Source organism: Mycobacterium sp. VKM Ac-1816D, from assembly GCF_000416385.1.
Lineage (GTDB): Bacteria > Actinomycetota > Actinomycetes > Mycobacteriales > Mycobacteriaceae > Mycobacterium > Mycobacterium neoaurum_A.
The window spans coordinates 14,992-27,353 of record NZ_AOHQ01000112.1 but is presented as its reverse complement, the minus strand read 5'-3'; the positions used below and the strand labels follow the sequence as shown (position 1 = coordinate 27,353).

At 67.7% G+C, this 12,362-nt stretch carries 10 protein-coding genes and 2 pseudogenes; 4 read left to right on the top strand and 8 right to left on the bottom strand.

Annotated features, from left to right (window positions below; genetic code table 11):
• From G154_RS03970 to G154_RS03960, 3 genes and pseudogenes are all read right to left on the bottom strand, one after another.
• Positions 1 to 665: pseudogene (locus G154_RS03970) on the bottom strand (hypothetical protein); the annotation flags it as partial.
• A gap of 53 nt (positions 666 to 718) precedes the next feature.
• A complete protein-coding gene (locus G154_RS03965) occupies positions 719 to 2,122 on the bottom strand; it encodes a wax ester/triacylglycerol synthase family O-acyltransferase (RefSeq protein WP_019512890.1) in 1,404 nt (467 codons plus the stop codon).
• Between the two features lie 28 nt (positions 2,123 to 2,150).
• Positions 2,151 to 3,374, bottom strand: coding sequence for an alpha/beta hydrolase (locus G154_RS03960; RefSeq protein ID WP_023985139.1), 1,224 nt, complete (start codon positions 3,372 to 3,374; stop codon positions 2,151 to 2,153).
• Between the two features lie 125 nt (positions 3,375 to 3,499).
• Between G154_RS03960 and G154_RS03955 the strand changes: the two genes are divergently transcribed.
• Complete coding sequence (locus G154_RS03955; RefSeq protein WP_019512888.1) at positions 3,500 to 5,668, top strand: acyl-CoA dehydrogenase; 2,169 nt, start codon at positions 3,500 to 3,502, stop codon at positions 5,666 to 5,668.
• A 36-nt stretch (positions 5,669 to 5,704) separates the two neighbouring features.
• The gene (locus tag G154_RS03950; protein WP_019512887.1) at positions 5,705 to 6,673 is read left to right on the top strand and encodes an alpha/beta hydrolase; all 969 of its coding nucleotides are present in this window, start codon (positions 5,705 to 5,707) and stop codon (positions 6,671 to 6,673) included.
• Here G154_RS03950 and G154_RS03945 read toward each other — a convergent pair.
• Positions 6,649 to 7,035: a heme-binding protein gene (locus G154_RS03945; RefSeq protein WP_019512886.1), complete on the bottom strand. Its 387-nt coding sequence runs from the start codon at positions 7,033 to 7,035 to the stop codon at positions 6,649 to 6,651. The two genes, G154_RS03950 and G154_RS03945, sit on opposite strands and share 25 nt — an antisense overlap.
• A 349-nt stretch (positions 7,036 to 7,384) precedes the next feature.
• Here G154_RS03945 and G154_RS26310 point away from each other — a divergent pair, with 349 nt between their 5' ends.
• Positions 7,385 to 7,525, top strand: a complete 141-nt coding sequence (locus tag G154_RS26310; protein ID WP_019512885.1) for a hypothetical protein — start codon at positions 7,385 to 7,387, stop codon at positions 7,523 to 7,525.
• 28 nt (positions 7,526 to 7,553) lie between these two features.
• Here the strand turns inward: G154_RS26310 and G154_RS26920 are convergent, their stop codons facing one another.
• The 3 genes and pseudogenes from G154_RS26920 to G154_RS03935 form a co-directional block, all read right to left on the bottom strand.
• Entirely contained in the window at positions 7,554 to 7,919 is a 366-nt protein-coding gene (locus G154_RS26920) for a metalloregulator ArsR/SmtB family transcription factor (protein WP_165589071.1), read from the bottom strand.
• A gap of 246 nt (positions 7,920 to 8,165) precedes the next feature.
• Positions 8,166 to 9,194: pseudogene (locus G154_RS03940) on the bottom strand (MFS transporter); the annotation flags it as partial.
• The gene (locus tag G154_RS03935; protein ID WP_019512883.1) at positions 9,148 to 9,966 is read right to left on the bottom strand and encodes a helix-turn-helix domain-containing protein; all 819 of its coding nucleotides are present in this window, start codon (positions 9,964 to 9,966) and stop codon (positions 9,148 to 9,150) included. The pseudogene G154_RS03940 and the gene G154_RS03935, both read right to left, overlap by 47 nt.
• Before the next feature lie 86 nt (positions 9,967 to 10,052).
• Here G154_RS03935 and G154_RS03930 point away from each other — a divergent pair, with 86 nt between their 5' ends.
• Entirely contained in the window at positions 10,053 to 10,763 is a 711-nt protein-coding gene (locus G154_RS03930; RefSeq protein ID WP_019512882.1) for an SDR family oxidoreductase, read from the top strand.
• Positions 10,764 to 10,766: 3 nt separating this feature from the next.
• On the opposite strand, the gene fadD4 is transcribed toward G154_RS03930, so the two are convergent.
• Entirely contained in the window at positions 10,767 to 12,284 is a 1,518-nt protein-coding gene (fadD4, locus tag G154_RS03925) for a fatty-acid--CoA ligase FadD4 (protein ID WP_019512881.1), read from the bottom strand.
• Between the last annotated feature and the right edge of the window lie 78 nt (positions 12,285 to 12,362).

The window sequence follows — 12,362 nt, the reverse complement described above, 5'->3', positions numbered from 1 at the left end:
ACCTCGTCGTCACCGGCCTGCACCGGCGCCGGCGGCGCGCCGGGGTCGGGTGGTGGCTCCGCAGGTGGGGACATCGCGGACGACGGCGGAGGCAGGGTGGCAGGCATCGCCCACACCGCGATCGGTGCCGGCGGCATGCCGAAGCCCGCCGCGGCGGCGGTCAATTGCAGCTGTGTCGGCCGCATTCCGGGTTTGAGGAGGAAGAACACCCAGCCGTCGGTGTCGGCGCGTACCCGAGACGCCAACGGCACCGTCTTGCTCTCCAGCGGGCGCGATGTCGCGACCTGCTCCCCGCCACTGAGGTGCAGGCGGAATCCGCCGTCGGCACCGGTGGCGTCGATCGGGGTCGTGACGCCGGTGAACGACACATCGATACCGAGCTCGACCTCTTCCCCTGCGGTCCGGACCACCGTCAGATTGTCCGCGCGCGGTGTGATCGTGGCACCTTTGGCGGTCAGTGGCTGGCCGAGCACGGCCGTGCCGGGCAGGATCGACACCGCGCCGGCGCCATCCGTTGCGCTCGGCTGGACCACCGCACCATCCGACGGTTTCGCCGGCCTCGTCGAGGGCCCGTACGAGCAGCCTGCCAGGACCACCGACACGCCCATCAGCGCCAGGGCAATCCGAGCAAGGGCCATCCGCGCCGGTCCCCTCAGCCATCGCATGTGGTCATTGTGACCCATCACCGGGGTGTCAGCAGTATCGCGAAGAACCGATCTCACGAGTCGACGGTGATCTCTCCGGAGAGACCGGCCGCGATCCGGATGTCCCGCAGCTCCTGCACCATCGCATCGGTGACCTCGTGTGGGTCCCGAACGGTCGCGGTATCGGACAGCACCGAGATGTTCAGCTGGTCGACATAGCTCCAGACCGTGATGTTCAGGCCGCTGGCCGCGGTGAGCGGACCCACCGAATAGATCTCCGAGACCGTCGCGCCACCGACTCGTCCGAGCTGGCGGGGGCCCGGGACGTTCGAGATGTTCAGATTCAGGATTTTGTTCTGGCCGTCGACGTTGGACAACCGGCGAAACAGTGCCTCCACCCCGGCCGGGGGCATATAGGAAGCCCAGCGGGCCACCAACTCCGGGCCGATCAGCTGATTGCTCTCCTTGGCCAGCGAGGCCGTCTCGCTGGCGCGACGCACCCGGTCCAGCGGGTTATCGAGGTCCACGGGCAGCGCCATCAGCACTCCGGTGAACCGGTTACCGGAGATGCGGTCCGGGGAGAAGTCGAAGCTCATCGGCACCGACGCGAGCAAGGGGTGGTCGGCCTTACCGTCGTACTGCAGTTGCAGTTTGCGCAATGCGCCCGATGCCAACGCCAGGACCATGTCATTGATGGTGGCGCCCAGATGTTTTCCGGTCGATTTGACGTCGGCAAGGGACAGGCTGGCCGTGGCGAACCGGCGCTCGGGGGTCAGCACATGGTTCATGAAGCTCGGCGGCGGGGTGAACGGGCGGGTGAGTTCCGGGCCGAGTTTGCGGCTGCTGCGCCGAACGCGACCGATCCCCTCGGCCGTGTACTTCACCAGACCCGGCACCCGGGCGATATGGCGCATGTGGTCCAGGAACGCCGATCTGACGAGTTCACCCGTCGACGGCGCCGGATCGGTGGCGTAGGAGTCGCGGTCGCGCTGCGGTCCGTCCTGGAGATCCATTCCGCGGGCAAGCAGATTGGCCGATGCCACACCGTCGGCCAGCGCATGATGGATCTTGCCGACCACCGCTATCCGGTCGTCGGCAAGACCCTCGATGAAGTACATCTCCCAGAGCGGGCGGGACCGGTCGAGCGGGGTGCTGGCGATCTCGCCGATGGCCTCGTCGAGTTCGCGGCGCCCGCCCGGTGCGGCGACCCGCCACGGCCGGATGTGGTACTCCAGGTCGACGTCACAGTTCTCCCGCCACATGGGGTGGTGGAACTTGAACGGGATGTCCACCAGCTGGTATCGGAACGGTTCCAGCTTGTAGAGCCTGCCGTGCAACACATTCCGGAAATCTTCGACACCGAATGTGCGGTCGCCGAGTCCGTGCAGGTCGATGACGGCGACTTTCAAGGTGTGCATGTGCACGTTGGGCGCTTCCGAATACAGCAGGAATGCATCCCAACCGCTGAGCCTCTTCACGGCTAAATCCCTCCCTGGGTGGAGGAGTCTATATAACCGCCTTGGCCTGGCGTGCCGTCGAGTTTCGGTGGATCTGATCGAGGAACAGTCCGATGGCCTTGGCCATCGCGCCGGTGCGGGCCCCGTCGGTCATGTCGAAACCGTGTCCGGCTCCGGGAAACTCGACGTAACTGACCGGCGCATCGGAGGTCGCCTTCAACCGGTCGACGAAACTTCGCGCCTGCGCCACCGGGATCACCGTGTCCGCGGAACCGTGGATCACCAAGAACGGCGGCGCATCGCGGTGTACCCGGGCGATCGGCGAGGCAGCACGGAAGAGGTCCGGGTGACGCGAGATCTTCCGACCGACGACGACGCGCTCGAGGAAGTCCACGAAGCGGTCACGCTCCTCGGTGGAACGGTCCTCCCAGTCGTAGCGCCCATAGATTCCGACAACGGCGTCGACCGAGGTGTCGGCCTCGTCATCCAGTTCGGACTGCATGGCCGGGTCGTTGGGAGTGAGCCCGGCCAGTGCTGCCAGATGGCCGCCGGCCGAACAACCGGCCAGCGCGACGAAATTGCGGTCCCCACCGAACTTGTCGACATTGGCCCGCGCCCACGCGATCGCAGCCTTGACATCGGTCAGGTGGCGCGGCCAACGGTGATGCGGCGCCACCCGGTAGTCGATGGACAGGCATACCCAGCCCTGTTGGGCCAGATGGGACATCATCGCGTAGCCCTGCAGGACTCGGCTGCCGTGCACCCAGGCGCCGCCGGGAATGAACAGCAGCACCGGGGCGGGCTCGCGTGGGAGTTCTGCGGGACGCCAGACGTCGAGCAGCTGCAGCGGGTGGTCGCCGTAGCGCACCGAGGTGCGGAAGACGTCGCGCCGATAGGTCATGGTGTTCCACAACGGCGGCACCGATTCCGGAGCGGGCCACTGCCCCGCGAGGTCCGCCGGGTTGACGACACCGCGGAGACCCTCCTTGGCCACGTCGACCGTCTGTTCGCGCTCGGCCCTGCGGACGGGGGCATTGCCGGGACTGAACCACGACTTGGCCGAGGCCGCCAACAGCTCGGGGAACTGCCGAAAGCCCCACACACCCATTGCCGCCAGGCCCCCGAGGGGTTCGAGCTGCTTGCCGACGACGGGCAAGGAGGCCGATGCGACCGAGAGCGCGAGCATGCGGTCGGCGTGGTTGGCGTTCATCAACCACCGGGCGCGGCGCATAACAGAAGGTCCGGGGCCATTTTCCGCCGGTTGAGCCGTCATGGCGCGAGCGTACCCGCGAAGGGTCGGTCTTAAGCAGACATTTCGGGCGATCTGTCTACCTGTGCCAATAATGTGACCTGTATCACTCTCAGGCGCCTCAGCTGCACCGGTAACTTCACAGAGTCATGAGCACGTCGGCGCTGGCCATCACCGAAGAACACCACGATCTGGCGGCCGCGGCCGTCGGTCAGCTGCGCAGGGTCGACAGCCGCGCGAGCGCACGCGCCGCGCTCGCCGATCCCGGGAGCTTCCCCGCTGAACTGTGGCGCGCTGGCGCCGAACTCGGCTGGAACGGTTTGGCCGTCGGCGAGGAGTTCGGCGGTTCCGGGTACGGGCTCGCCGAGTTGGCGGTGGTCGTCGAGGTCACCGGCGGGGAGCTCATGCCGGGCCCGTTCCTGCCCACGGTTGCCGCGGCGACCGTGATCGACCGCTGCGCGCCGGATTCGGTCCGCGCGCGCCTGCTTCCCGGGCTGGCCGATGGGAGCACTGTGGCCGCCCTCGGCTTGAACATCCGGCTCAACATGCAGTCCGACATGACCGCCACCGCCGAGTGGCCCGCGGTCCTGGGCGCCCCGGATGCCGATGTGCTGGTGCTCTCCGCAGGTGAGGACCTGTTGGTGGTGGACGCACGTGCCGACGGAGTCACGGTCACGCCGCTGCCGACCCTGGATCCGACCCGCTCCATCGGCGCGGTGGCCATGCGCGGTGCGAGCATCCCTGCCGACCATGTGTTGCGCGGGGCGTCCCGGCGCGCCAGGACGGTGCTGCGGATCCTGGCAGCCGCCGAGGCCGTCGGTGTCAGCTGGGCGACCCTGCGCATGGCGGTGGAATACGCGAAGGTGCGCGAACAGTTCGGCCGCACCATCGGCACGTTCCAGGCCGTCAAACATCATGCCGCCGACATGCTCGTCGCCGCCGAGCAGACCACCGCCGCCACCTGGACCGCCGCCCGCTGCGATGATCCAGACGAGGCCGCGCTGCCCGCCGCCGTCGCCGCGGTCCACGCCATCCGCGCCCAGGTATTCAATGCGCACAACAACATTCAGATCCACGGCGGCATCGGGTTCACCTGGGAACACGACGCGCACCTGTACCTGCGGCGCGCCAGGGCGATGTCGGCGCTGCTTGCCGACGGCAACGATCCGCTGGCCGAGCTCGTCGACGCGACACGTACCGGCCTGACCGACGCGGTATCGGTGTCCGTTCCCGCGGCCGCCGAACAGCATCGCGCCGCGGCAGCCCATGCTGCCGCGCATGTTCGCTCGCTACCAGAGGACCAGCGGCGCCCGTTCCTCGTCGATTCGGGATACCTGGTGCCACACTGGCCACGACCCTGGGGCCGAGCCGCCGATGTGCTCGAACAGCTGGCGATCGAGCAGGAGTTCCGCGATATAGAACTGCCGGACCTGGGGATCACCGGGTGGGTGACGCTGACCATCGCCCAGGCCGGTACCGATGACCAACGCGCCCGCTGGGTCGAGCCGGTGCTCCGCGGGGAAGTGCTGTGGTGTCAGCTGTTCTCCGAACCCGGCGCGGGTTCGGACGCCGCCGCGGTGCGCACGTCGGCCAAGAAGGTCGACGGAGGTTGGCGGGTCACCGGGCAGAAGGTGTGGACAAGCCTTGCCCAACACTGTCAGTGGGGACTTGCGACGGTGCGGACCGACCCTGACGCACCCAAGCACGCCGGGGTGACCATGATGGCGATCGATATGGCGTCGCCGGGCGTGCAGGTCAATCCGCTGCGCGGTCTGACCGGCGACTCTCACTTCAACGAGGTGTTCCTCGATGACGTGTTCGTGCCGGATAGCGATGTGGTCGGCGAGGTCAACAAGGGCTGGCTGGTCGCCCGCGCCACCTTGGGCAATGAGCGGGTCTCGATCGGCGGAGGCTCGGGCGCTCCGACCGGATTCACCATCTCCGACCTGGTCGAGCTGCTCGACAGCGTTCCCACCGAGACCGCCGTGTGCCACCTGCACGACGCCGGGGAGATCATCGCCGAGACCTTGACCCTGCCGATGCTCAACATGCGGCGGGTCAGTCGCGCCATCGCCGGCGCCGAACCGGGGCCGGAAGGCAATGTCACCAAACTGTTGGTGGCCGAGCAGTCCCAGCGACTGACCGAACTGGGCATGGCGCTGGCCGGAGTGTCGGCCGTGACCGGCGGCAACGAGCGGTTGACCAACGCCTACCTGGGAAACCGCGCCATGACCATCGCCGGCGGCACCTCGGAGATCACCCGCAACACCATTGCCGAACGCATACTGGGCCTGCCGCGAGATCCACTGCTCAAGTGAACCTTTCCGATCCGGCGGGTCGGCCATACTGCTGAGGTGACCACCACCGGGACCGCCTTCCACCCCGATCTCGCCCGTATCGCCCGGTTCATTCCGCGCAAACTCGTCACCACGGCGAATCTTGTTCTGCTGCAGCGAATGAGCATGTTGATGGAACGTCGGGTGCCCGACGGTGTGCTGCCATTGACGCTGAGCTCAGGGGTTAGGGTGCGGCTGTATCGACCGCGAGAGTCGACCCCGCCCACCCCTGCGCTGTTGTGGATCCACGGCGGCGGCTACGTGATCGGCAGTGCCGCGCAGGACGATGCCTCCTGCCGCAGATTCGCCGACGCCCTCGGCGCCACGGTCGTGTCGGTGAACTATCGACTGGCGCCTCAGCACCCCTACCCGGCCGGGCTGGAGGACTGTTACGCCGCATTGACCTGGCTGGCAGGTCTGCCCGGGGTCGATGCCGGGCGCATCGCGATCGGAGGCGCGAGCGCCGGTGGAGGGTTGGCCGCCGCACTGGCCCTGCTGGCCAGGGACCGCGGCGAGGTGCACCCTGCCGGACAACTGCTCGTGTACCCGATGCTGGACGACCGATCGGTCGGTGTCCACCTCGACGATCCCGGCCATCGGTTGTGGACCCACGAGAGCAACCGGCTCGGGTGGTCGGCCTATCTCGGCACCGCCGATCGCGAGGCCGCCGTGCCGGCGCGCAGTGAAGACCTCAGCGGCCTGCCGCCCGCCTGGATCGGGGTGGGCACGCTCGACCTGTTCCACGACGAGAATCTCGCCTATGCGCGACGCCTGCGCGCCGCGGAGGTCGCCTGCGAGGTCCGCACCGTCGCCGGAGCTTTCCACGGCTTCGACGGTGTCGCACCGAAAACCACTGTTGCCCAGGACTTCTATCGAAGCCAGCGGGATTGGTTACAGAATGTCTTCACGAACTCGCCGTCCGCACGGACGGACCGTACGGACGGCGATTTCGGTGCTGTCGGTCAGCCGGCCATGAACTCCGAGTAGGCCGACGCCAGGTCGGCCGGGAGCAACGAGACGTTGCACTGCCGCTGGGTATCGCCGATCGGCGCCAGGATGCCGCGCAGCTCGTAGTACTCCTGCGAGTTGGCGGTGAAATAGGCCCGGATGTTGGCCGCGGCGACATCGCGCGGTTGGGTGCGCGCCGCCTGGACCACCTGGTTGGCACCAGGATGGCTGCTCAGATAGGCACTCGCCGCACCCGTGACCGAACTGACGGTGCCGGCCACCGCGTCGGGGTGGCAATTCGGCGCTGCCGACGCGGCCGGTGCCGCGATGAGTGCCGTCGCTGCGGCACCCAGCAACGCGCCCGCAGATGCCCGCCCAATGATCGTGATGGTGTTCTTCATGGTTGATCGTGTCCTTCGAGAATCGGACTTTCGCGCGCATGACCCTAGACGCGCCGGATGTCATCCCAGACCCGAAACCCACGGTACGCGTGCCCTGTTGGTGGCCCAGGCTGGTATCTACACCGAACTACCCCGCGGGCACCGGCGTTACACCCATCGCACGTGATGTGCCTCCCAGTCCGGCTCGATCCGTTCAGGATCGCGGTCTGTTTCTTATGCAATGCGGCAAACCCTTAGATGATCGTGATCTGCACTGTGACCGGATCGTTACCCGCCGTCCGGATACTCGCGTTCCGTTTCGCTCGACCGCACTCGGGGTAGCCGGGCTGGGCCAGAAGGGAGGAACACGATGCCGAGTGGCAAGGGCGTATACGTCGATGACGAGAACGAATCGGAGGGCGAATCCTCCGGACAGCGGGCGGCCGAGCGGGCCGAACGTGGCGACCCGACCCCCGATGTTCCCGACCAGGTGGTCGAGCCGCCGGACTGATCGACGGACGCCGATGGTGGCGTCAGCGTCAGGCGTGCGGCGGCTCTCCGGTCACCTGGTGATCGGCATGGTTGAGACCCTCGCGCACCAGCCGGCCCAGATGGCCGTCGCGTAATCGGTAATAGACGCGACGGCCGTCCTTGCGGGTGTCGACCAGTCGGGCGAACCGCAGCTTGGCCAGGTGTTGGCTGATCGAGGTGCGCGATCCACCGGTGGCCTCGGCCAGCGCGCTGACATCGGCCTCGCCCTGGGTCAGCATCCAGAGCAGGTGCAGCCGGGTCGGGTCGGCCAGCATGCGGAAGGTGTCACTGGCAGCGTCGAGACGATCACGGTCCGGGGCGCCCTCGTGAACCAGACTGGGTGCGTCGATCGGAGCCCTCGGGGTCGTGTCCATCGCCGAGCTCCCCCTCCCGCGGACGGTGATGCAGACCGCCGATGCGGCCGCGCCTGTTGCGAGGATAGCCAGCATCGCCGCGGCCAGTCCGTGATCCACGCCGGCGCCCACCCAGCCCGCGATCGGATACGTCAGCAGGAACCCCGCGTGCGAGAGTGAGAACTGCGCGGTGAAGACCGTCGGGCGGTCGGGCCCGGTGCGCGCCAGCAGGCGACCGGCCGGGGTGGTGACCATGGCGGTGCACGCGCCCAGCGTCGCCCACAACACCATGAGCACCGGCGGCCCGGGAATCGTCACGCTGAGCACCACGGCGGTCACGACCAGACCGGCAGCAGTGCCAACCGCACCGATCGCCATCAGGGTGCGGTCTGCCATGACGGTCAGCAGGCGGGGCGTCGACAGGGCGACTGCCATGGAGCCCGCGCCGTAGACGGCCAAGGTCAACGCGACGTCGGCGTCACCGCCGCCCTGCAGCCCGCGAACGTAGACGACGGTGTTCACCAGCACCAGGGCGGTGGCCGCGGCGACCGCGAGGTTCATCGCCAGTAATGCACGAAGTTCATTGCGGGAAAACATGATCCGGCCGCCTGCGACGATCCGGTCACGTAGCCGCCCATGCTCGGTGCGACGCGTCACGGCCGGCACAGCGGTATGTCCGACCAGCAGTGCGGAGGCCAGGAATCCCCCGGCGGTCGCGACGAACAGACCGGAGTAGGACAGCACCGTTACCAACGCGGCCGCAAGCAACGGACTGAGCATCGCCTCCAGGTCATAGGCGAGCCGGGACAGCGACAGCCCGCGGGTGTATTCGCGTTCATCGACGAGGACCGCCGGGGTGACCGCCTGGAATGCGGGGGTGAAGGTCGCCGACGCGGCCTGCAGGACGAACACCAGCGCAAAGATCTGCCAGGTGTGTGCGACCAACGGAAGCGACACCGCGATCGCGGCGCGCACCGCATCGGCGCCGACCAGCACGGTCCGCGGATGCAGCCGGTCGGTGACCGCCGACATCACCGGTGCCACAAAGACATAGGCCACCATCTTGATGGCAAGTGCCGTCCCGAGCACGGCGCCGGCGGCCCCACCGGCGAGGTCGTAGGCGAGCAGCCCAAGCGCGACGGTGAGCAGCCCGGTCCCGCTCAGCGCGATCACCTGGGCGGTGAACAACCGAGCGAAGACGGGCACCGGCCCAGTATGCACTATATGTGCGCACGTGCGCACATATAGTTCAGATTGTGCGGCTCGCCGCGAGGCTGCCGAGCATCTTGACCGCATCCGCACTCGGCGAACCGGGCGCGGCCTGGTACACGACCAACTCCTGACCGGGCGCCGAACGCACCGCGAACGTCTGCAGTCCGAGGGTCACGGTCCCCACCTCCGGATGCCGAAACGTTTTGGTGTCCTGCGTCTTTCCGCGCACATCATGGCGGTCCCACAGGGTGGCGAACTCCGCGCTGGTGGCCAGCAACTCGGTGAGCACCGCGACGACACGCGGATCGTTGGGCTGCTCGCCGTGGTTGCGACGGAAACCGGCCACCGAATTGGCGGCGATCCGCGGCCAGTCCGCATAGAACTGCCTGGCCCGTGCCTCGGTGAACACCAGCGTCATCAGGTTGCCGTGCGCTCCGAAATCGCCGAACAACGCCTCGGCGATCGGATTGGCCGCCAACACGTCGTAGGCCCGGTTGTATACCAGCGCCGGATTGTCGGGCCAGGCCGCCATCAGTTGCAGCAGCGCGGGATCCACCCGGTCGGGCGTCGTGGGAGCCGGCACCGGTGCCGCGTGGCCCACCAATCCGAACAGGTGTGCGCGCCCGTCTGCCTCGAGGTGCAGCACGGTGGCCAGCGCCTCCAGCACCTGCGCAGACGGTGATCGTTCCCGGCCCTGTTCGAGGCGGATGTAGTAGTCGACGCTCACCCCGGCCAGCTGCGCAACCTCTTCGCGCCGCAGGCCCGGCACCCGCCGTTGACCCACACTGACAAGTCCGACGTCGGCGGGCCCGAGCAGCGCCCGTCGGCTGCGCAGATAATCCCCGAGCTCCGACATACGGCCAGGGTAAGCGTGTCCGATCGCGGGTGACTGGGTGTCACGCACCCTGGCACGGGTCACCGGAGGACGCCGACGCTGGAAGCATGACCGACAAGAAGATCGTCCTCGTCACCGGAGCCACCAGCGGGATCGGCGAAGCCATCGCCCGTCGGCTCGCCACCGGGGGCCACCAGGTGGTGGCCGGCGCCCGCCGCACCGATCGACTGGCGGCGCTGGCCACCGACAACCTGGCTGTCCGCAGGCTCGATGTCACCGACCGCGCGGACTTCACGGGATTCGTCGACTCGGCGGTCGCCGAGTACGGGCGAGTGGACGTGCTGGTCAACAACGCCGGTGTGATGCCACTGTCCCGGATGGACGCGTTGCTGGTCGACCAGTGGGACACGATGATCGACGTCAACATCCGCGGTGTTCTCCACGGCATCGCGGCCACCCTCCCGCACTTCCAGCGCTCGGGCAGCGGACATTTCGTCACCGTTGCCTCCGTCGGCGCGCACGAGGTCGTCCCCACGGCGGCGGTGTACTGCGCCACCAAGCATGCGGCATGGGCGATCACCGAGGGCCTGCGCCTGGAGTTGGATCCGTCCATCCGCGTCACCACCATCTCCCCCGGTGTCGTCGAATCCGAACTCGCCGACACCATCACGGATCCGACCGCGGCCGATGCGATGCGCAGCTACCGCGCAGCGGCGATCGCGCCGGACGCGATCGCCCGGGCGGTGCGCTACGCCATCGATGAACCCGCCGATGTCGACGTCAACGAGATGGTGGTCAGGCCGGCCCGGCAGCGCTGAGGGTCACGAGTACCTCTCGATGAGCTCCTGCTTGTACAGCTTGCCGGTGTCGGTGCGGGGCAGCTGCGCTTCGAAGGAGATCGAGCGCGGACACTTGTAGTGCGACAGCTGATCTCGCAACCAGGCCAACAGCTCGTCGGCGAATTCCGGGGTGGCATCGGCCGGGTCGACGGTCTGCACCACTGCCTTGACGGACTGGCCCATCTCGTCGTCGGGGATGCCGAACACCGCGGCGTCCATCACCTTCGGGTGGGTGACGAGCATGTTCTCGGCTTCCTGCGGATAGATGTTCACCCCGCCGGAGATGATCATGTGATGGCGCCGGTCGGTGAGGTAGAGGTAGCCGTCTGAGTCGACATAGCCGATGTCTCCCACCGTCTTCCAGCCGTGCGAATCCCGCGACGACGCGGTCTTCTCGGCATCGTTGAGGTACTCGAAGTCCTGCCCACCCTCGAAGAAGATCTCACCGGGCTCGCCGGGGGGCAGCTCGTTGCCGTTCTCGTCGAGGATGTGCACGATGCCGGTCATCGCCTTACCCACCGAACCGGGGTGCGCCAGCCACTCCTCGGCGCTGATCAGCGTGGCACCGATCGCCTCGGACGAGGCGTAGTACTCGTCGACGATCGGGCCCCACCAGTCGATCATCTGCTTCTTGATCTCGACCGGGCACGGGGCGGCCGCGTGCATCACCCGCTGCAGACTCGACACGTCGTAGGAGTTGCGCACCTGCTCGGGCAGCTTGAGGAAGCGGGTGAACATCACCGGGACGAACTGACCGTGCGTCACGCCGTACTTCTCGATCGCCGCGAGCGCGCCCTCGGCATCGAACTTCTCCAACACCACGGTGGTGATACCGCCGGCAAGAGCCTGCATGGACCACACCGACGGCGCCGTGTGATAGAGCGGCGCCGGGCTGAGGTACACCGCATCCGGGTTCATCCAGAAGGAGACCAGGGCGGCCATCATGCCGGGGGTCTCCGAGGGCCGCAGGTGCGGTAGCGCCCGCTTGATGCCCTTGGGCCGGCCGGTGGTGCCCGAGGAGTACTGCAGCAGGTCACCGTCCCACTCGTCGGCGATGGGGGTGGTGGGCAGCTGGGCAACCGCCTCCGGGTACCTCGCCCACCCCTCCAGCTCACCGGTGGTCAGCAGCACGGGAGGCAGGCCGCCGGGCAGGTGCTCGGCCAGTTCCGCCAGCACCGGGGTCAGGGCGGCCGACCCGACGATCGCCTTGGCCGCGCTGTTGTCGACGATATAGGCGGCTTCGGCCGCGGTCAGGTGGGTGTTGATGGGCACGTAGTACAGACCGGAGCGCCGGGCCGCCCACATGACCACATGCATGTGCTCGTTGTTCTCGATCAGGATGGCCACCGCGTCACCCTCGACAAGACCGTGATCGCGGAAGTAATGCGCCAGCTGATTGGCCCGCGCTTCCATCTCTCCGAACGTCACCACCGTGCCGGACGGGTGGATGATGACGGCGGGCTTATCGGGGCTGGCTGTGGCCGTGTCACGGATCTGCATGAGGCGACTTTACGATGCCGCCCCGACCCTCCGACCATGCAGTCGGCAAAAACTTGACATCCGTCAAGTTATCCGTGG

Bases quoted from the DNA above. Each gene is read 5' to 3' on its own strand.
- G154_RS03960 (WP_023985139.1), bottom strand. From the start codon at position 3,374: ATGACGGCTCAACCGGCGGAAAATGGCCCCGGACCTTCTGTTATGCGC.
- G154_RS03955 (WP_019512888.1), top strand. From the start codon at position 3,500: ATGAGCACGTCGGCGCTGGCCATCACCGAAGAACACCACGATCTGGCG.
- G154_RS03945 (WP_019512886.1), bottom strand. From the start codon at position 7,035: ATGAAGAACACCATCACGATCATTGGGCGGGCATCTGCGGGCGCGTTG.
- G154_RS26310 (WP_019512885.1), top strand. From the start codon at position 7,385: ATGCCGAGTGGCAAGGGCGTATACGTCGATGACGAGAACGAATCGGAG.
- G154_RS26920 (WP_165589071.1), bottom strand. From the start codon at position 7,919: ATGGACACGACCCCGAGGGCTCCGATCGACGCACCCAGTCTGGTTCAC.
- G154_RS03935 (WP_019512883.1), bottom strand. From the start codon at position 9,966: ATGTCGGAGCTCGGGGATTATCTGCGCAGCCGACGGGCGCTGCTCGGG.
- G154_RS03930 (WP_019512882.1), top strand. From the start codon at position 10,053: ATGACCGACAAGAAGATCGTCCTCGTCACCGGAGCCACCAGCGGGATC.
- fadD4 (WP_019512881.1), bottom strand. From the start codon at position 12,284: ATGCAGATCCGTGACACGGCCACAGCCAGCCCCGATAAGCCCGCCGTC.